Here is an 18,451-nt window from a genome sequence, read left to right as displayed (position 1 = left end):
AGGCCGGTGCGGGCCAGGCCCCGCCCGTCGCTCACGGCCGTCACGTCCGGGGCCGCGCACTAGCCTGGACCTCGATGAGCACCGCCCCCCTCTCCCGCATCGCGCTGTACTACCGGTTCACCCCGCTCGCCGACCCCGAGGCGGTGCGGCTGTGGCAGCGCACGCTCGCGGCGTCCCTCGGCCTGACCGGCCGGATCATCGTGTCGCCGCAGGGGATCAACGGGACCGTCGGCGGACCGGTCGACGCGGTCAAGCGCTACGTGCGCGGCACGCGGGAGCATCCGGCGTTCCGGGACCTCGAGGTGAAGTGGTCGGACGGCTCGGCGGCGGACTTCCCCCGCCTCTCCGTCAAGGTCAAGCCCGAGCTCGTTGCGTTCGGGGCCCCCGAGCGCATCACCGTGGACGCGGACGGGGTCGTCGGCACGGGGGAACGGCTCACCCCCGCCCAGGTGGACGCGCTCGTCGCCGAGCGCGCCGGCAGCGCGAACCCCGTGCGCTTCCTCGACGGCCGCAACACGGTGGAGGCGGCCATCGGCCGCTTCGACGGGGCCGTGGTCCCGGACGCGCACACCACCCGCGACCTGCTCGCCGCCGTCGACTCCGGGGCCCTGGACCACCTCAAGGACGTGCCGCTGATCACCTACTGCACGGGCGGCGTGCGCTGCGAGGTCCTCTCCGCCCTGCTCAAGGACCGCGGCTTCGCCGAGGTCTACCAGCTCGACGGCGGCATCGTCCGCTACGGCGAGGCCCGCGGCGACGCCGGACTGTGGCGCGGTGAGCTGGCCGTGTTCGACCGACGCCTGTCCACCCGCTTCACCGCCGACGCCGAGACCATCGGCCGGTGCGTCACGTGCGAGGCCCCGACCTCGGCGCTGCGCAACTGCACCGACCCGGCCTGCACCACGCTCGAGGTCCGCTGCGCGGCCTGCGCCGTCGACGACCCCGAGCACCGCTGCCCCGTCTGCGCCCACCGCCCCCACCCCGCCGAGAGGACCGAGGCATGAGTCCCGTCCCGACACCCCCGTCGCCCCCCGCCCCGCGGCTGACCCCGGCCACGGCCGTGGCCCTCGCCGCGGACCTGGCGGCCCTGCCGTTCACCACCGCCGCCGTCGAGGGTCTGCTCGGACCCGTGGCCACGCGCGCCCTGGACCGCGAGCACGCCGAGGCCGCCCGCCGCGTCGTCGCCGGTCACCTGGCCGGCCCCGGCGACCGGCACGGCATGCGGGGCCTCGCCGCCGCCGTCGGGGCCTGGCTGCTCGGCGACTCCGTCCCCGCCGCCGACCTCGACGCCGCGCTGCCCAGCCTCGGCCTGTCCGGGGCCGTGGCGGCCGGGCTCGTCGTCGAGGGACCGGACGGGCGCGTGCGCGGCGCGGTGGACCTCTCGCCGTACGAGGCGGACGAGCCGGGCCGGATGTGGATCGCCTCGGACCTGACGGCCCTGCAGCGGCGCGGCCCGCTGCCTCCCGAGCACGTGCTCGGCGTCGGTCGGGCCTCCCTCACGCTCGCCGGCGCCACGCAGCGCCGTCCCGTGGCCCGCGCCCTCGACGTGGGGGTGGGTTGCGGGATCCAGACCCTGCACCTGCTCGCCCACGCCGACCACGTCACCGCCACGGACCTGTCCGAGCGCGCCCTGGCGTTCACCCGGTTCAACCTGCTGCTCAACGCGGACGTGCTCGGCCTCGACCGGGAGCGGCTCGAGGACCGGGTCCGGCTGGCGGCCGGGGATCTGCTGGCGCCGGTGGCGGGGGAGCGGTTCGACCTCGTGGTCTCGAACCCGCCGTTCGTGATCACCCCGCGCACGGACCCGGACGCGCCCGTGCTGACCTACCGCGACGGCGGCCGCGAGGGCGACCGGATCGTTGCGGAACTGATCGCGGCCCTGCCGGACGTGCTCGCCGAGGGCGGCACCGCGCAGCTGCTCGCCAACTGGGAGATCCCGGCGGGAGACACCGCCGACGCCGACACCGCACCGTGGGACGCGCGCCCGCGCTCGTGGGTGGCGCCGGGGATGCAGGCCTGGTTCCTCCAGCGCGACCGGCAGGACCCCGCGGGCTACGCGGAGACGTGGCTGCAGGACTCCTCGCTCGAGCTCGACCCGCCCGCCTACGAGGCCGCCTACCGCGGGTACCTCGAGGACTTCGACGCCCGCGGCGTGGCCGGGGTCGGCTTCGGACACGTATGGCTGCGCCGGCCCGCCGCGGACGGCTCCCAGGGCCGGGGGTGGGTGGTCGCCGAGGAGCTGACCCAGCCGGTCGACGAGGCCCTCGGCGGGGCGTGGGCCGCCGCCGTCGCCCGCCGGGACCGGCTCGCCGCGGGCCCCGGGGCGGGGGACGCCGTGGGAGACCCGGCCCTGGCCGCGCTGCGCGGACTGCACCTGCGCGTGGCCGCGGACGTCACGGAGGAGCGGCACCAGCGCTTCGGGGCGGAGCACCCCGAGGTGATCCTGGCCCGTCAGGGCTCCGGGTTCCGGCGTGTGGCGCGCCTGGACACCGCGACGGCGGGCGTCCTCTCGGCCAGCGACGGCGAGCTGTCCGTGGGGCAGCTGGTGGGCGCGGTCGCGGCGCTGCTGGAGCTGGACGAAGCGGGCCGGGCCGGCCTGCTGGCCGCGCTGCGGGAGCTGCACGAGGACGGGTTCCTCGTGGAGGGCTGAGCGGACGGGCGGTGGCGGGCGCGTGGACGCCGGGCGTTATCGTGGTCAGCGCGCCCTACGATGTGGGGACGTCCGCCCCCGGCGGACACGGGTCGGCTCGCGTCGGCCCCGGACCCGCAGCAATCCCGTCCCAGGAGGACCCGTTGTCCACTACCCCCGCTTCCGTGACCGCTTCCGTGCCCGAGGGCAAGAAGCTGGTCATCGTGGAGTCCCCGGCCAAGAGCAAGTCCATCGCGAAGTACCTCAACGCGGTGGGCTCCGGCTGGGTGGTGGACTCCTCCGTGGGGCACATCCGCGACCTGCCCAAGCCCTCGGACCTGCCGGCGGACATGAAGAAGGGCCCGTTCGGCAAGTTCGCCGTGGACACGGAGCACGGCTTCACCCCGTACTACGTGGTGCACCCGGACAAGAAGAAGAAGGTCACGGAGCTCAAGCGCGAGCTCAAGGACGCCGAGGCCCTCTACCTCGCCACGGATGCGGACCGGGAGGGCGAGGCCATCGCCTGGCACCTGCTGGACACCCTCAAGCCCACGGTGCCGGTGTACCGGATGACCTTCGGGGAGATCACCAAGGAGGGTGTGCGCCGCGGTCTGGAGAACATCCGTGAGCTGGACAAGGCCCTCGTGGACGCCCAGGAGACGCGCCGCATCCTCGACCGCCTGTTCGGCTACGAGCTCTCGCCGGTGCTGTGGCGCAAGGTCTCCCGCGGGCTCTCGGCGGGCCGCGTGCAGTCGGTGGCCACCCGCCTCGTCGTCGAGCGCGAGCGGGAGCGCATGGCCTTCGTCTCCGCCCACTACTGGGGCGTGGAGGGCACCTTCACGGTGGCCGAGGGCGCGCAGGCCGCGGACGCCGTGGGCAGCTCGTTCACGGCCCGCCTCAGCACGGTGGACGGCGAGCGCGTGGCCACGGGCCGCGACTTCGACGACGCCGGGCGACTCAAGGCCTCCGCCGGCAAGAAGGTGACCCACCTGGACGAGGCCGGCGCCCGCTCGCTGGCCGAGGGGCTGCGCGGGGCGGACTTCACGGTCGACTCGGTGGAGGACAAGCCGTACACCCGCCGCCCGGCCGCCCCCTTCACCACCTCCACGCTGCAGCAGGAGGCCGCCCGCAAGCTCCGGATGAGCTCCCGCGTCTCCATGCAGGTGGCCCAGCGCCTGTACGAGAACGGCTACATCACGTACATGCGCACGGACTCGGTGAACCTCTCGCAGGAGGCCGTGCAGGCCGCCCGGCGCCAGGCCACCGAGCTCTACGGGGCGGACGCCGTGCCGGCCCAGCCGCGCGTCTACGCCAAGCGCAACGAGACCGCGCAGGAGGCCCACGAGGCCATCCGGCCCGCGGGGGACTCCTTCCGGACCCCGGCCCAGGTCAAGGCCGAGCTGCGCCCGGACGAGTTCCGCCTGTACGAGCTGATCTGGAAGCGCACCGTGGCCTCGCAGATGGCCGACGCCAAGGGCTACACCGCCACGCTGCGGCTCTCGGCCACCGCGCAGGACGGCCGCCTCGCGCAGTTCAGCGCCTCGGGCACCGTCATCACGTTCAAGGGCTTCCTCGACGCGTACGAGGAGGGCCGGGACGCCGAGGTCGACGGCGAGAACGCGGAGGCCAAGGACCGCCGCCTGCCGCAGGTGGCCCAGGGCGAGCGCCTCACCGGTGACCCGATCGAGGCCACCGGGCACGAGACCTCCCCGCCGGCCCGCTACACCGAGGCGTCGATCGTCGCCGAGCTGGAGCGCCGCGAGATCGGGCGTCCCTCCACGTACGCCCCGACGATCTCCACGATCATGGACCGCGGCTACGTGTCCAAGCGCGGCACCGCGCTCGTCCCGTCGTGGACCGCGTTCGCGGTGATCGGGCTGCTCGAGGACTACTTCGCGAAGTACGTGGACTACGACTTCACGGCCCGCATGGAGGACGACCTCGACCGGATCGCGGCGGGCGAGCTCGGCCGCGAGGCCTGGCTGCAGACCTTCTACTTCGGGGCCCCCGCCGCGGAGACGGAGAAGGGCGTCGAGGGCCTCAAGCACGTGGTGGACAACCTCGGCGAGATCGACGCGCGGGCCGTGAACTCGCTGCCGATCACCGAGGACATCACCCTGCGGGTGGGCCAGTACGGCCCGTACCTGGAGCGGTCGCTGCCGGCCGACGCGGAGGCGGGCGCCACCCCGCCGCGCGCCAACGTCCCCGAGGACCTGGCCCCGGACGAGCTCACCCCGGCCAAGGCCGAGGAGCTGTTCGCCACCGCCCAGCCCTCCGAGCGCGAGCTCGGCACGGACCCGGAGACGGGCCGGACCGTCGTCGCCAGGGACGGGCGCTACGGGCCCTACGTCACCGAGGTCATCCCGGAGATGACCGAGGAGGAGCTGCAGGCCTGGCTCGACGCCCAGCCCACCGAGTACTACAAGAACGGCAAGCCCAAGCCGAAGAAGAAGCCGGCCAAGGAGAAGCCCCGCACCGGCTCCCTCTTCAAGAGCATGTCCGTGGACACCGTGACCCTCGAGCAGGCGCTGCAGCTGATGTCCCTGCCGCGCGTCGTGGGCGCGGACGCCGAGGGCGAGGTCATCACCGCCCAGAACGGCCGCTTCGGGCCCTACCTGAAGAAGGGCTCGGACTCGCGCTCGCTCGAGTCCGAGGACCAGATCTTCAGCATCACGCAGGAGCAGGCCCTCGAGATCTACGCCCAGCCGAAGCAGCGTGGCCGCGGGGCCGCCAAGCCGCCGCTGGCCGAGTTCGGCGAGGACCCGGTCTCCGGCAAGAAGGTCACCGTGAAGGAGGGCCGCTTCGGCCCGTACGTCACGGACGGGGTCACCAACATCACCGTCCCGCGCGGCCGTCAGCCCGAGGAGCTCACGGCGGAGGAGGCCTACCAGCTGCTCGCGGACAAGCGTGCCAAGGGCCCGGCCACCCGCGGCGGTGCCAAGAAGCCGGCGGCCCGCAAGGCCCCGGCCAAGAAGACCACCGCGCGGAAGAAGGCCTGAGCGCCATGCGCCTCGGCGTCCTGGACATCGGGTCCAACACCGTCCACCTGCTGCTCGTGGACGCCCACCCGGGGGCCCGCCCCGTCGCCTACGCGGAGCACAAGCGCTCCCTTCCGCTGATCCGCTACCAGGACGCCGACGGGGCGATCACGGAGGAGGGACAGCGGGAGCTCGTGGACTTCGTCCGGGAGGCCGCCGCGTTCGCGGAGGAGCATCGGGCGGAGGACATGATCTCGTTCTGCACCTCGGCGATCCGCGAGTCCGCGAACGGCGCCGCCGTGCTGGCCCGCGTGCAGGCCGAGACCGGTGTGCACCTCTCCGAGCTCACGGGGGACCAGGAGTCGGCCATGACGTACTTCGCCGTGCGCCGCTGGCAGGGCTGGGGCGCCGGCTCCATCCTGAACTTCGACATCGGCGGCGGCTCCTTCGAGATCGCCTACGGCCAGGACGAGCTGCCCTCGCACGCCCTGTCCCTGCCGCTGGGCGCCGGCCGCCTCACCCGCGACTGGGTGCTCGAGGACCCGCCCAGCCCCAAGGCGGTGAAGAAGCTCCGCAAGCACGTGGAGAAGCGACTCGAGGAGGCGTATACGGCCTTCCCGCGCATCGAGTCGCCCGTGGTGGTCACCGCCACCTCGAAGACGTTCCGCTCCCTCGCCCGGATCACCGGGGCGGCGCCGTCGGCGGCGGGCCCCTTCGTGAAGCGGCACCTGCGCGCGGACGACCTGCACCTGTGGGTGAACCGCCTCGCGGCGATGACCGTCGCGGAGCGGGCGGAGCTGCCCGGCGTCTCGGACGTGCGCGCGCACCAGGTGTTCGCGGGGGCGATCGTCGCGCTGACGGCCATGCGCACGTTCGGCATCGCCCAGCTCGAGATCTGCCCGTGGGCGCTGCGCGAGGGCCTGATCCTCAACCGCCTCGACGCGCTCATGCTCGAGGGCCACCTCACCCGGGACGGCCGGCCCGGCGTCGGCCACGTGAACCTCAACCCGGACACCCTCCTGCCGGGACTGAGCCTGGGGGTGCGCTGACCATGCCGGACTCCACCGCGCACCTGGCCCCCGCGGCGCGCTTCGGAGCGGACATCCCCGTGACCCTGTCCTCCTCGTCCGTGTTCCCCCTGGGCACCCAGGACGTGTTCGCCACCGCCGAGGACCTCGGCTACGACGGCGTGGAGGTCATGGTCACGCACAACGCGTGGAGCCAGGACGCGCGGCGGCTGACGCGGCTGTCCGAGCGGCACGGGATGCCCATCGACTCCATCCACGCGCCCACCCTGCTGTTCACGCAGCAGGTCTGGGGCTCCGCGTGGTCCAAGATCCGCCGCTCCGTGGAGCTGGCGCAGGCCGTGGGCGCGGCCACCGTGGTCGCCCACCCGCCGTTCCGCTGGCAGGGCACGTACGCGGTGCGCTTCGCCGAGGGCATCCACGAGCTCATGGCGGAGACCGGCGTCGTGATCGCCGTGGAGAACATGTACCCGTGGCGGGCCTACGGCCGCAAGGCCAAGATGTACCTGCCGCACTGGAACCCGCTGCCCGAGCCGTACGAGCACATCTGCTGGGACTTCTCCCACGCGGCCATCGCGCGGGCGGACTCCCTGGCGGCCGTCCGCGAGCTCGGCCCGCGGCTGCGGCACGTCCACCTCACCGACGGCAACGACTCCGGCAAGGACGACCACCTGGTCCCCGGCGAGGGCACCCAGCCCGTGGCCGAGACCCTGCGCCACCTGGCGACCGCGGGCCTGGCCGGCACGGTGTGCGTGGAGGTGGGCACGCGCGGCGTGGAGTACGCGGGCCAGCGGGAGGAGATGCTCGCCGCCTCGCTCGCGTTCGCCCGCGAGCACCTGGCCGCCGGCGGGACCGACCACCACCACGACGGCGGCGTTCTGCGCCCGACCACGAAGGAGATGGACCGACCATGAAGCTGACCATCCTGGGCCTGGGCACCATGACCGGCGCGATCCTCGCCGGAGCCCTCGAGGCCGGCGCCGTGCGCGCCGAGGACGTCACCGCGACCACCCGCTCCGCCGCCTCCGCCGAGAAGGCCGCCGCGCAGCACGGCGTCACCGTGACCTCCCAGGAGCGGGACGAACGCGCCAACCATGCCGCGGTCGCTGAGGCGGACATCGTCCTGGTGGGCGTGAAGCCGAAGGACATGGTCGCCACCCTCACGGACCTGGCGCCGTCGCTGCGCCCCGAGACCGTGGTGGTGTCCGTGGCAGCCGGCGTCACCGCCGCGACCATGGCCGCCGTGCTGCCGGCGGGGCAGCCGATCGTGCGGACCATGCCGAACACGCCCCTGACGGTGGGCTCCGGCGTCGTGGGCGTGGCCCCCGGGCCGGGCGTCACCGAGGAGCAGACCACCGCCGTGCGCGCTCTCTTCGAGGGCTCCGGCCTGGTGGTGCCGGTGGCCGAGGAGCAGCTCTCCGCCGTGGTGGCGACCGCCGGCTCCGCCCCGGCCTACGTGTTTCTGCTGGCCGAGCTGATCGCCGCCCACGGTGCGGAGATGGGACTGGACGCCGCCTCCGCCGAGGCCATGGCCGCGGCCACCGTCAAGGGAGCCGGCATCATGCTCCAGCAGGAGGGGGCCAGGGCCGAGGCTCTGCGCAAGGCCGTGATGAGCCCGAACGGGACCACCGAGAAGGCCGTGGAGGCGTTCCTGGACGGCGGCATGGGCGACCTCGTGAACCGTGCCATGGACGCGGCCGCGCAGCGCGACAAGGAGATGGCCGAGGAGTTCGGGGCCTGACGGCGCGGGCATGCCTCAGGGCCGGGCCGCGAACCGGTCGATGAGGTCGGTGTGGCCAGAGACGATGAGGGTGTCGCGCGGGCCCACCCGGGTGTCCGGCTGGGCGTAGGTGAAGTCCTCGCCCGGGGTCTTCACGCCCACCACGGTCACGCCGTACTTGGAGCGCACCTTGGACTCGGCGAGCGTGAAGCCCACGCACTCGGCCGGCGGGTACATCTTCACGATCGCGAAGTCGTCGTCGAACTCGATGAAGTCGAGCATGCGCCCGTTCACGAGGTGGGCGGCGCGCACGCCGGCGTCGTGCTCCGGGAAGATCACGTGGTTCGCCCCGATCCGCTTGAGGATCGTGCCGTGCGCCTCGCTGATCGCCTTCACCCAGATGTGGGGGATCTCCAGGTCCACGAGGTTCACGGTGATCAGCACCGATGCCTCGATGGAGGTGCCCACGCCGACCACCGCCGTCGAGAAGTCCTGCGCACCGAGCTGGCGCAGGGCCTCGGAGTCGGTGGCGTCCGCCTCCACCACGTGGGTCAACGAGGGGGCGTAGCGCTGCACGAGGACGGGGTCCCGCTCGACGGCGAGCACCTCGCGGCCCTGTGCGACGAGCTCCTCGGCCGTGGCGGCGCCGAAGCGGCCCAGCCCCACGAGGAGCACGGGGGCGTTGGGATCGGTGCGCTGCGGGGTGTCAGCCAATGACCGGCCTCTCGACGGGGTAGCGGTAGAGCACGCGCCGCTGGCGCAGGGCCAGGGCGGCGGCGAACGTGATCGTACCAACGCGGCCCGCGAACATCATGGCCGTCAGGACGTACTTGCCGGCCGGTGGGCTCTCCGCGGAGACGCCCACGGAGAGCCCGCACGTGCCGAACGCGGAGATCACCTCGAACAGGGGCCGCTGGAGGGACTCGTCGGTGATGTGCACCAGCGCCAGAGTGGCCACGAGCACGAGGGTGGCACCGAGGGCGAGCACCGCGATGGCCACGCGCAGGGACTCGGGGGCGATCGTGCGGCCGTGCGCCGTCACCTCGCGGTCGCCGCGCGCCTCCGCCACGATCGCGAGGAACATGATCGCCAGCGTGGTCACCTTGATGCCGCCCGCGGTGGAGGCGGACCCGCCGCCCACGAACATCAGCGCGTCCATGAGCAGCAGGGACTCGGGCCGGTGCGCGTTCGTGTCGTCGATCGCGAAGCCGCCGGAGCGGGTCATCACGGAACCGAAGAGCGAGTGCCCGACCCGCTGCCAGAAGCCCATCCCGGCCTGGGTCGCCGGGTTGCCCGCCTCGAAGAAGAAGAGGGCGACGGCGCCGAGCACCAGCAGCGCCAGCGTCACCTCGACCGTGAGCTTGGTGTGCAGGTTCCACTGCCGGAACCGCCACCCCTTCTCCAGCAGCACCATGACCACGGGGAAGCCGAGCGCACCGAAGAACACGCCGACGCCGAGCACCGTGATGATCACCGGGTCGTGCATGATCTCCGGCAGGCCGTCCACGTGCAGGCTGAACCCCGCGTTGTTGAAGGCGCTGACCGAGTAGAAGACCCCGTGCCACAGGCCGGTGAGCCACGAACCCGAGATGGCCGCGAACCGCGGCACGAGGAAGAGCGCCAGCGCGGCCTCGGCGGTCAGCACCGTCAGGACGACGACGCGCAGCAGCTGGCCGACCTCGCCGAGACTGCCGGAGGTCATGCCCGCCTGCTGCGTCGCCAGCTTCGATCTCAGGCCCAGGTGCCGGGAGACGGCCAGCGTGAGCAGCGAGGCCATCGAGAGGATGCCCAGGCCGCCGATCTGGATGGCCACGAGGATGATCACCTGGCCCGCGGGGGACCAGTGCACGGCCGTGTTGACGGTGGTCAGACCGGTCACGGAGAAGGCGGAGACCGCGGTGAACATGGCGTCGTGCAGGGGGGTGGCGTGACCGTCCGCCGCGGCCCACGGCAGGGCGAGGAGCCCGGTGAACACCAGGGCCATGAGGGCGAAGGCGGAGAGGGCGGCGCGGGCCGGGGAGCCACCCACCACGGAGCTGACGGCGCGGCCCGAGCGCCGCAGCACCGTGCGCAGGTCGGTCGAGGACTCCAGCGTGGAGGCCTGGCCGGGCCGGGGGAGGCCGCCGGGCCGGCGCACCCCGCCGTGGCGGCGGGCGTGCGGAGTCGGACGGGGACCTGCCACGGGGCACCTCCTGCACGGGGGACGGGAAACGGACCGGCTCCCAGTATCGCGCGCGCCGTGGCCCGCGCGTCACGCGGGCGAGACATCCGAGGCGATCGTCGCCACCGTGCCGCCCGGAGCCCTAGGCTGGACCGTGATGAGCACCACGTCCACCCCTCCCGCTCCCACCCCCGCTGCTGTGGTGTGGGACTCCAGCCTGCTCCGCTACCGGTTCAGCGCGGAGCACCCGATGGCGCCCCTGCGGCTGGATCTCACGCACCGGCTCGTGGAGGCGTTCGGCCTGCTGGACGCGCCCCACGTGCGGATCGTGGAGCCGCCCGTGGCCACGGACGAGCAGCTCGCCCTCGTCCACGACCCCGAGTACGTCGCCGCCGTCCGCCGGGCCGCGGCGACGTCGTCGGCCGAGGACGGCCGCTTCGGCCTGGGCACCGAGGACTGTCCCGTGTTCCCGGACCTGCACGAGTCCGCCGCCCGGATCGCGGGCGGCTCCCTCGTCGCCGCGGAGGCGATCTGGTCCGGCGAGGTGGACCGCGCCGTGAACTTCGCGGGCGGCATGCACCACGCCGCCCGGTCCTCGGCGTCCGGGTTCTGCATCTACAACGACTGCGCCGTGGCCATCCAGCGCCTGCTGGACCTCGGCGCGGAGCGCGTGGCCTACGTCGACGTGGACGCGCACCACGGCGACGGCACGCAGTCGATCTTCTACGACGACCCCCGCGTGCTCACCATCTCCCTGCACGAGACGGGCATCAGCCTGTTCCCGGGCACGGGCTTCGCCAACGAGATCGGCGGCTCGGCCGCCCAGGGCACGGCGGTGAACGTCGCGCTGCCCCCGCGCACCGGCGACGCCGGCTTCCTGCGCGCCGCCCACGCCGTGGTCCCCCCGCTGCTGCAGGCGTTCGCCCCGGACGTGCTGGTCAGCCAGCACGGCTGCGACGGTCACCGCACGGACCCGCTCGCCGACCTGCGGCTGAGCGTGGACGGCCAGCGCCAGCTCGCATTCGACGTCGGCGACTGGGCCGACCGGTTCGCGCACGGCCGGTGGCTGGCCACCGGGGGCGGCGGCTACAACCCGCTGCGGGTGGTGCCGCGCGCGTGGGCCCACCTGACCGCCGCCGTCCTGCAGACCCCGATCCCGGTGAAGAGCGAGATCCCCGCCGCCTGGATCGAGCACGTCCGGACCCTCACCGCGGACGAGCTGACCGGGGACATGTCCGTGCACGAGGGGGACGACGCCGAGCGGATCCCCACCGTGATGGGCGAGGACGCGGACGTGTGGTGGCGCTCGTGGGAGGTGGGCTACGACCCGGCCGACCCGGTGGACCAGTCGATCATGGCCACGCGCCGCGAGGTGTTCCCGCTGCACGGGCTGGACCCCTGGTTCGACTGAGCCGGCCCGCGTCCCGGTTCGACCGCGGCCCGTGCGGCCGGTATTGTGGCCGAGAACGTTTCCAGGCGTTCCACATCCGGTGGAATGCGGGTCGGCGTGTCCGGCGCCCCGGATGCCTGCGGTCCCACGACCGCCGACCCTCGCCCCGATTCAAGGAGTCCCCATGGGATCTGTGATCAAGAAGCGCCGCAAGCGCATGTCGAAGAAGAAGCACCGCAAGCTGCTTCGCAAGACCCGTCACCAGCGTCGCAACAAGAAGTGACGCCCGCGCCCTCCGGGCGCTGACGAGACGAAGCCGCCGTCCCCTTCCGGGGGGACGGCGGCTTCGTCGTGGACGGCGATCCGTAGAGTGGGGCCATGACCGCCGACCTGCCTGCCGCCACCGCCCGTGTCCAGCTGCTCGTGAAGCCCGGCTGTCACCTGTGCGCCGAGGCCGAGGCCGCGGTGGCGCAGGTGTGCGATGCGCGGGGCGAGGCCTGGGAGGCCGTCGACGGCGCCGCGCACCCGGCCCTGCTCGAGCGGTTCGCGGACGAGGTGCCCGTGCTGTTCGTCGACGGCGTCCAGCGCGACTTCTGGCGCGTGGACCCGGCCCGCCTGGGCCGGCACCTGGACGCCCCGCGGGCCTGAGCGGGCTCAGCGGCGCGCGAAGCGCTGCCAGGCCTTCAGCCGCATGTACTCCGTGGCGTCCGGGCGGTAGGCGAGCACGATGCCGGCGACGCCGAGGCCCACCCACACCAGGTCCAGCGGGCTGAACGCCCCCATCACCGCGTTGGAGACCAGCACCAGCACGGACAGGGACGCCAGCACCGTTCCGACGATGCGCGCGGCGCGCGAGCCGCCGCGGATTGCGAACGCCACCCACAGGTAGACGAGGAACGCGACCACGCCGAACACGGCCGCCGTCGTGGCGAGGGCCGGAAGCATCCCGTCCATCATGGCGCGCATCTGCTCCGCCTGGTCGGCGGGCAGATTCATCTGCTCGACGGACCGGTCCAGCTCCTGCTGGATCGCTGCCTGACCTTCCGGCTGGGTGAGGGCGAAGGCCGCGAGCAGGGTCGTCGCCAGCAGCAGGAGGCCGCCCGAGACGATCAGCCAGAACGCGGCTGTCAGGGAGCGCGGTCGCGGGGGCAGCTCGACCGGGCCGGGAGACTGCCAGCCGGCCGGGCCGCGGGGGGAGGGGGCCGGGGGCATCCCCGCCTGGCCCGGGGCGCCGTACGGAGTCGCCGGCGGTGCGCCGTAGGGGTTCTGGCCGTACGGGCTCGCGCCCGCCGGGTCGGGGGAGCCTGGGGTCGGCCTCTGCGGGGCGGCGCCGTACGGGTCGGCGCCGTACGGGTTCTGGCTGCCGTGGGGATCGGTGGGCGAGGTGCCGGACATGGGGCCTCCTAGCGACGCCGACGCTCGCGGCGCCTCGGTGCGGACGGGGGTTGGCGGCGCGGTCGCGCCGAGCTGTGCCCCACGCTACCGCCGGGGCCGCCGGTCCGCCTCTGCCAGACTGGCCCCATGCAGACGCTCGCCACCGTCCACCTGGTCCGCCACGGAGAAGTCCACAACCCCGATCGTGTCCTCTACGGCCGCCTGCCGGAGTTCGGGCTCTCGGAGCTCGGCCACGAGATGGCCCGGGGCGTGGCCGCGTGGTTCGAGGAGCGTGCCGCGCAGACCGGCCGGGCGCCCGCCGTCGTCGCCGCCTCCCCGCTGACCCGCGCGCAGCAGACCGCCGCGCCCATCGCGGCCGCGTTCGACCTGCCGCTGGTCACCGAGCCGGACCTGATCGAGGCGGAGAACGCCTTCGAGGGCATGTCCCAGGTGGCGGCGTCGCTGAAGCGGAACCCGCGGCTGTGGCCCCGGCTGCGCAATCCCCTGCGCCCGTCCTGGGGCGAGCCGTACCGCGCGCAGGCCGCCCGGATGCTGGCCGTCGTCGACCGGCTCCGCGGCGAGGCCGTGGCCGCCGAGGGGCCCGGCGCCGAGTCCGTGCTCGTCTCGCACCAGCTGCCGATCTGGGTGACGCGCCTGGCCGTCGAGGGCCGTCCGCTGTGGCACGACCCGCGCCGGCGTGAGTGCTCGCTGACCTCCGTGACCTCGCTCGTGTACGAGGAAGGGCGCAGGGTGCCGCGCGTCGAGTACCACGAACCGAACCAGGCCCTGCTCAAGGACGCCTCCTCCCTGCCGGGCGCCTGAGGCCCCGACGGCGGCCGGCGTCGACGACGCCGGCCGCGGCCTCCCACGGGGTGGGGGTGTGACGTCCAGGGTTCAGTCAGAATGCGGGGCGGACAGTAGACTCCCCAGGTCCCCGGAATCCAGCGCCGCGCATCCCCTGGAGGGCAGTCACGCCATGCACACCCCGCCCCGTCCGTCCCGCCGCACCCTGCTGACCGGCCTCGCCCTCGCCAGCCTGGCGCCGGCGCTCGCGGCCTGCTCGGGCGGTGACGACTCGCTCGCGCGGCAGGCGGGCAACGCGGACGGCAAGAACTACATCGCCGGCGACGGCTCCGTCCTGGAGATCGCCCCCGCCGAGCGCGGCGCCCCCGTGGAGTTCGCCGCCGAGCTCTTCGACGGCACCCCCGTGACCGGCGCGAGCCTGCGCGGCACCCCCGCCCTGCTGAACTTCTGGTACGCCGCCTGCGCGCCGTGCCGCGTCGAGGCCCCCCACCTCGTCTCCCTGCACGAGCAGTTCGCCCCGCAGGGGGTGCGGTTCCTCGGCGTGAACGTCCGGGACACCGTCACCACCGCGCAGGCCTTCGAGCGCACCTTCGAGATCCCCTACCCGTCCATCGAGGACGCCCGCGGGGACGTGCTCCTGAACATGACCGACTACGTGCCCCCGCAGGCCGTGCCCTCCACCCTCGTCCTGGACGTCGAGGGCCGCGTGGCCGCCCGCGTGCTCGGCGCCGTGGAGGAGTCCACCCTGCGCGCCCTGCTCACCACCGTGGTGGACGAGGCCGCGGCCTGACCCGGCCGCCGTGTCCATGCAGAGCAACCCCTTCGCCGAGATCGCCCTCGACGGCTCCCTGCTGCTGGCCGCGCCGATCGCCGTGCTGGCCGGCCTGATCTCCTTCCTCTCCCCGTGCGTGCTGCCGCTCGTGCCCGGCTACCTCGGGTACGTCACCGGCCTCGGCGGGGACGTGCTCACCAGCCGCCGCCGCGGGCGCCTCGTGCTCGGCTCCGTGCTGTTCGTGCTCGGGTTCGCCGTGGTGTTCGTGGGCATCACCGTGGTGTTCACCCAGGCCATGGTCTGGCTGCGGCGCGACGGCGCCTGGGTCACCCCCGTGCTCGGCGTGCTCGTGATGCTCATGGGCCTCGTGTTCCTCGGCGGCGGCGGCCGGCTTCAGCAGGAGCGCCGCGTCCACTTCAAGCCCGCCGCCGGCCTGGTCGGCGCGCCCCTGCTGGGCATGACCTTCGGCCTGGGCTGGGCGCCGTGCATCGGCCCCACCATGGCCGCCGTCCTGGCCATGTCCACGGCCAGCTCCGGCTCCGTGGGCCGCGGCGCCCTGCTCGCCTTCCTCTACTGCCTCGGCCTGGGCCTGCCGTTCGTGCTCATGGCCCTCGGCATGGAGCGCGGCATGCGGGCCCTCGGGTTCTTCCGCCGGCACCGCGTGCTGATCATGCGCCTCGGCGGCGCCCTGCTGATCGCGCTGGGCCTGCTCATGGTCACCGGCGTCTGGACCGCCTGGACCACGCAGCTGCAGCTGTGGTTCGCCAACGAATGGGAGATGCCCCTGTGAGCTCCAAGGCCGCCCGGACGCGCTCCGAGCCCGTCACCCTGCCGCGCCTCGGCCTGGCGGGCACCCTGCGCTGGATCTGGACCCAGCTGACCAGCATGAGCACCGCGCTCATGCTGCTGCTCCTGCTCGCCGTCGCCGCCGTGCCCGGCTCCCTCGTGCCCCAGCGCCGTGCCGGCCCCGAGATCGTGGACCAGTGGATCGAGGACAACCCCGTGTGGGGCCCCGTCCTGGACGCCCTGCAGTTCTTCGACGTCTACAACTCCGTCTGGTTCTCGGCCATCTACCTGCTGCTGTTCGTCTCCCTCGTGGGCTGCGTGTGGCCGCGCGCCATCCAGCACGCCAAGGCCCTGCGCCAGCCCCCGGCCCGCACCCCCCGCAACCTGACGCGCCTGCCGGCCTCCGGCGTCGTCGTCCTCGAGGAGGGCGGCCCGAGCCCCGAGGAGGCCGTGGCCAGAGCCCAGGCGTGGCTGCGCAAGCGCCGCTACCGCGTGGAGCACCGCCCCGAGGCCGGCGGCGCGTCCGTGGGCGCCGAGCGCGGATACCTGCGCGAGATCGGCAACATCCTGTTCCACGTCTCGCTGATCGGCGTGCTCGTGTTCATGGCCTACGGCGGCATGACCAAGTACGGCGGGCAGAAGATCATCGTGGAGGGCGAGGGCTTCGCCAACAACCTCGTGGCCTACGACTCCTTCACCCCCGGCACCTACTTCAGCGCGGACGACCTCCAGCCGTTCTCCCTCACCCTCGACTCCTTCGACGCCGTGTTCGACCGCGAGTCCGAGACCCACTACGGCCAGCCGCTGGACTACACCGCCGTCATGGACGTCCGCGAGGGCTCCGGCGGCGAGCTCCAGCGCCAGATCCTCAAGGTCAACCAGCCGCTGGACATCGACGGCGTGCGCGTCTACCTCGTGGGCAACGGCTACGCGCCCGTGGTGACCATCCGCGACGGCGCCGGGGACGTGGCCTTCCAGGGCCCCGTGGTCACCCGCGTGTTCGACCAGAACTACGGCTCGCAGGCCACCATCAAGGTCCCCGACGCGCGGCCGGACCAGCTGGGCTTCGTCGGCTTCTTCCTGCCCTCGGCGGTGGAGGACGAGGAAGGCGCCGCGTTCTCCGCGGACCCCGAGCTGCTCAACCCGGAGCTGCAGCTGAACTCGTACTACGGGGACCTCGGCCTGGACACCGGCCGCCCGCAGAACGTGTACGTGCTGGACACCGCATCCCTCACCGAGCTCAACAGCCGCACCAACGAGAACGGCGGCATCGTGCTCAGCCCGGGCCAGACGTACGAGCTGCCCGAGGGCAAGGGCTCCATCAGCTTCGACGGCGTCCGCCGCTACGTCGGCCTGGACATCCACTACGACCCGGGCAAGTGGGGCGTCGGCGTGTTCGCCGGCACCGCCCTGCTCGGCCTGGCGATCAGTCTGTTCGTCCGCCGCCGCCGCGTGTGGGTGCGCGCCCGCACCGACGACGACGGCCGCACCCGCGTGGAGTACGCGCTGCTCGCCCGCGGCGAGGAGTTCGGCCTCCACGAGGAGCACGTGGCCCTGCGCGCCGCCATGGAGAAGTGGTGGCCCATCGTCGCCGCCACCGAGACGGCCGACGACGCCGCGGCCGGTGCCGCCCCCCAGTCCACCTCCACCACCCCCGAGACCCCCGCCGGCCCCGCCGACGCCCGATCAGGAGACTGACAGTGTTCAACCCCACGGCCCCCGTGAACGAGCAGCTGGCGCTGTACAGCGACCTCTTCATGCTCATCGCCGCGCTCGTGTACGCGGCGGCGTTCATCCTGTTCACCATCGACATGGCCACCGCCTCGGCCACCATCCGCCGCCTCGAGGCCGACCTCGCGGCCCAACGCGGGCAGGTGCGCACCGCTCCGGCCCACGAGACCGTGGGGGTCGCCGTCGGCGGGTCCACGGCGGTCGGCGCGAGCGACTCCGACACGGCCCGGCCGGCCGCCGCCGCCGAGCCCGGCGTCGACGCGGACGGTGACCTCGTGGACGAGGACATGGACTACACGGGCGGCGGCCGCCGCCCGGTCGCCAACGTGGCCGTGGCCGTGCTGGCCGTCGGCTGGGCGCTGCACGCGTTCGCCGTCGTCGCCCGCGGCCTCGCCGCCTCCCGCGTGCCGTGGGGCAACCTGTACGAGTTCATGACCACGGGCGCGCTCGTGATCACGACCGTCTACCTGCTGTTCCTCTTCCGCAAGGACCTGCGCTTCGTGGGCACGTTCGTCACCGGTCTCGTGGTGGCCATGATGTGCGCGGCCACCATGGGCTTCCCGACGCCGGTGGGCCACCTCCAGCCGCCGCTGCAGTCGCCGTGGCTCGTCATCCACGTGTCCATCGCCGTGCTCGCCAGCTCGCTGTTCGCGCTGACCGCGGCGATGTCCGTGCTGCAGCTGCTGCAGGACCGTGCGGAGAAGCGCGCCGCGGCGGGCGAGCGCTCGTGGGCGTTCCTGCGCCTCGTGCCGGCCGCGCAGGGGCTGGAGAACTGGTCCTACCGCCTCAACGCGATCGCCTTCGTGATGTGGACGTTCACCGTGATCGCCGGCGCCATCTGGGCCGAAGCCGCGTGGGGCCGGTACTGGAACTGGGACACCAAGGAGGTCTGGTCCTTCGTCATCTGGGTGGTCTACGCGGCGTACCTGCACGCCCGCGCCACCCGCGGCTGGACCGGCGCCCGCGCGGCCTGGCTGAGCATCGTGGGCTTCCTGTGCATCGTGTTCAACTACACGATCGTGAACACGTACTTCCCGGGCCTGCACTCGTACGCGGGTCTGCCCGGCTGAGTCCGGCGGGG

17 protein-coding genes are annotated in these 18,451 nt (G+C 73.5%); 14 read left to right on the top strand and 3 right to left on the bottom strand.

Annotated features, from left to right (window positions below):
• The first annotated feature begins 74 nt into the window (after positions 1 to 74).
• The 6 genes from trhO (at position 75) to proC (ending at position 8,373) form a co-directional block, all read left to right on the top strand.
• The gene (gene trhO / locus AC3RJ9_RS08590; protein ID WP_489727633.1) at positions 75 to 1,004 is read left to right on the top strand and encodes an oxygen-dependent tRNA uridine(34) hydroxylase TrhO; all 930 of its coding nucleotides are present in this window, start codon (positions 75 to 77) and stop codon (positions 1,002 to 1,004) included.
• A complete protein-coding gene (locus tag AC3RJ9_RS08585) occupies positions 1,001 to 2,650 on the top strand; it encodes a DUF7059 domain-containing protein (RefSeq protein WP_489727632.1) in 1,650 nt (549 codons plus the stop codon). The genes trhO and AC3RJ9_RS08585 overlap by 4 nt, the downstream gene beginning before the upstream one ends.
• 143 nt (positions 2,651 to 2,793) lie before the next feature.
• Entirely contained in the window at positions 2,794 to 5,628 is a 2,835-nt protein-coding gene (gene topA, locus AC3RJ9_RS08580) for a type I DNA topoisomerase (RefSeq protein ID WP_489727631.1), read from the top strand.
• Between the two features lie 5 nt (positions 5,629 to 5,633).
• Positions 5,634 to 6,656 carry a Ppx/GppA family phosphatase gene (locus AC3RJ9_RS08575; protein WP_036341216.1) on the top strand — a complete coding sequence of 341 codons (1,023 nt, stop codon included), beginning with the start codon at positions 5,634 to 5,636 and terminating at the stop codon, positions 6,654 to 6,656.
• A gap of 2 nt (positions 6,657 to 6,658) precedes the next feature.
• Complete coding sequence (locus AC3RJ9_RS08570) at positions 6,659 to 7,546, top strand: sugar phosphate isomerase/epimerase family protein (protein ID WP_036341218.1); 888 nt, start codon at positions 6,659 to 6,661, stop codon at positions 7,544 to 7,546.
• Complete coding sequence (proC, locus tag AC3RJ9_RS08565; RefSeq protein ID WP_036317279.1) at positions 7,543 to 8,373, top strand: pyrroline-5-carboxylate reductase; 831 nt, start codon at positions 7,543 to 7,545, stop codon at positions 8,371 to 8,373. Before AC3RJ9_RS08570 ends, proC begins: the two co-directional genes overlap by 4 nt.
• Positions 8,374 to 8,388: 15 nt before the next feature.
• Here the strand turns inward: proC and AC3RJ9_RS08560 are convergent, their stop codons facing one another.
• The gene (locus tag AC3RJ9_RS08560) at positions 8,389 to 9,066 is read right to left on the bottom strand and encodes a potassium channel family protein (protein ID WP_152743364.1); all 678 of its coding nucleotides are present in this window, start codon (positions 9,064 to 9,066) and stop codon (positions 8,389 to 8,391) included.
• Complete coding sequence (locus AC3RJ9_RS08555; RefSeq protein WP_036317276.1) at positions 9,059 to 10,534, bottom strand: TrkH family potassium uptake protein; 1,476 nt, start codon at positions 10,532 to 10,534, stop codon at positions 9,059 to 9,061. Before AC3RJ9_RS08555 ends, AC3RJ9_RS08560 begins: the two co-directional genes overlap by 8 nt.
• A gap of 136 nt (positions 10,535 to 10,670) precedes the next feature.
• Between AC3RJ9_RS08555 and AC3RJ9_RS08550 the strand changes: the two genes are divergently transcribed.
• From AC3RJ9_RS08550 to AC3RJ9_RS08540, 3 genes are all read left to right on the top strand, one after another.
• Complete coding sequence (locus tag AC3RJ9_RS08550; protein WP_036317274.1) at positions 10,671 to 11,924, top strand: acetoin utilization protein AcuC; 1,254 nt, start codon at positions 10,671 to 10,673, stop codon at positions 11,922 to 11,924.
• A 163-nt stretch (positions 11,925 to 12,087) separates the two neighbouring features.
• On the top strand, positions 12,088 to 12,186 hold the full coding sequence (locus tag AC3RJ9_RS08545; RefSeq protein WP_005504750.1) for a 30S ribosomal protein bS22: 99 nt from the start codon (positions 12,088 to 12,090) through the stop codon (positions 12,184 to 12,186).
• A 95-nt stretch (positions 12,187 to 12,281) separates the two neighbouring features.
• On the top strand, positions 12,282 to 12,551 hold the full coding sequence (locus AC3RJ9_RS08540; protein ID WP_036384316.1) for a glutaredoxin family protein: 270 nt from the start codon (positions 12,282 to 12,284) through the stop codon (positions 12,549 to 12,551).
• 6 nt (positions 12,552 to 12,557) lie between these two features.
• Here the strand turns inward: AC3RJ9_RS08540 and AC3RJ9_RS08535 are convergent, their stop codons facing one another.
• Positions 12,558 to 13,298, bottom strand: coding sequence for a Bax inhibitor 1 family protein (locus AC3RJ9_RS08535; protein ID WP_036384318.1), 741 nt, complete (start codon positions 13,296 to 13,298; stop codon positions 12,558 to 12,560).
• Positions 13,299 to 13,424: 126 nt separating this feature from the next.
• Here AC3RJ9_RS08535 and AC3RJ9_RS08530 point away from each other — a divergent pair, with 126 nt between their 5' ends.
• From AC3RJ9_RS08530 to ccsB, 5 genes are all read left to right on the top strand, one after another.
• Positions 13,425 to 14,099, top strand: a complete 675-nt coding sequence (locus tag AC3RJ9_RS08530; RefSeq protein WP_036317266.1) for a histidine phosphatase family protein — start codon at positions 13,425 to 13,427, stop codon at positions 14,097 to 14,099.
• Between the two features lie 154 nt (positions 14,100 to 14,253).
• Positions 14,254 to 14,871 carry a TlpA family protein disulfide reductase gene (locus AC3RJ9_RS08525; RefSeq protein ID WP_036317264.1) on the top strand — a complete coding sequence of 206 codons (618 nt, stop codon included), beginning with the start codon at positions 14,254 to 14,256 and terminating at the stop codon, positions 14,869 to 14,871.
• Between the two features lie 16 nt (positions 14,872 to 14,887).
• Positions 14,888 to 15,643, top strand: a complete 756-nt coding sequence (locus tag AC3RJ9_RS08520) for a cytochrome c biogenesis CcdA family protein (protein ID WP_036336893.1) — start codon at positions 14,888 to 14,890, stop codon at positions 15,641 to 15,643.
• Positions 15,640 to 17,337, top strand: a complete 1,698-nt coding sequence (gene resB, locus AC3RJ9_RS08515; RefSeq protein ID WP_049147931.1) for a cytochrome c biogenesis protein ResB — start codon at positions 15,640 to 15,642, stop codon at positions 17,335 to 17,337. The genes AC3RJ9_RS08520 and resB overlap by 4 nt, the downstream gene beginning before the upstream one ends.
• A 2-nt stretch (positions 17,338 to 17,339) precedes the next feature.
• Positions 17,340 to 18,440, top strand: coding sequence for a c-type cytochrome biogenesis protein CcsB (ccsB, locus tag AC3RJ9_RS08510; RefSeq protein ID WP_010080313.1), 1,101 nt, complete (start codon positions 17,340 to 17,342; stop codon positions 18,438 to 18,440).
• Positions 18,441 to 18,451: the final 11 nt, after the last annotated feature.

Source organism: Micrococcus sp. 63XJN7_6_ISO-PGPR-S23-444 (genome assembly GCF_058072765.1).
This window is presented reverse-complemented; position numbering and strand designations above follow the sequence as displayed.

Excerpts from the sequence above, each read along its gene's own strand:
- trhO (WP_489727633.1), top strand. The coding sequence starts at position 75 with ATGAGCACCGCCCCCCTCTCCCGCATCGCGCTGTACTACCGGTTCACC.
- AC3RJ9_RS08585 (WP_489727632.1), top strand. The coding sequence starts at position 1,001 with ATGAGTCCCGTCCCGACACCCCCGTCGCCCCCCGCCCCGCGGCTGACC.
- AC3RJ9_RS08575 (WP_036341216.1), top strand. The coding sequence starts at position 5,634 with ATGCGCCTCGGCGTCCTGGACATCGGGTCCAACACCGTCCACCTGCTG.
- AC3RJ9_RS08570 (WP_036341218.1), top strand. The coding sequence starts at position 6,659 with ATGCCGGACTCCACCGCGCACCTGGCCCCCGCGGCGCGCTTCGGAGCG.
- proC (WP_036317279.1), top strand. The coding sequence starts at position 7,543 with ATGAAGCTGACCATCCTGGGCCTGGGCACCATGACCGGCGCGATCCTC.
- AC3RJ9_RS08550 (WP_036317274.1), top strand. The coding sequence starts at position 10,671 with ATGAGCACCACGTCCACCCCTCCCGCTCCCACCCCCGCTGCTGTGGTG.
- AC3RJ9_RS08545 (WP_005504750.1), top strand. The coding sequence starts at position 12,088 with ATGGGATCTGTGATCAAGAAGCGCCGCAAGCGCATGTCGAAGAAGAAG.
- AC3RJ9_RS08540 (WP_036384316.1), top strand. The coding sequence starts at position 12,282 with ATGACCGCCGACCTGCCTGCCGCCACCGCCCGTGTCCAGCTGCTCGTG.
- AC3RJ9_RS08535 (WP_036384318.1), bottom strand. The coding sequence starts at position 13,298 with ATGTCCGGCACCTCGCCCACCGATCCCCACGGCAGCCAGAACCCGTAC.
- AC3RJ9_RS08530 (WP_036317266.1), top strand. The coding sequence starts at position 13,425 with ATGCAGACGCTCGCCACCGTCCACCTGGTCCGCCACGGAGAAGTCCAC.
- AC3RJ9_RS08525 (WP_036317264.1), top strand. The coding sequence starts at position 14,254 with ATGCACACCCCGCCCCGTCCGTCCCGCCGCACCCTGCTGACCGGCCTC.
- AC3RJ9_RS08520 (WP_036336893.1), top strand. The coding sequence starts at position 14,888 with ATGCAGAGCAACCCCTTCGCCGAGATCGCCCTCGACGGCTCCCTGCTG.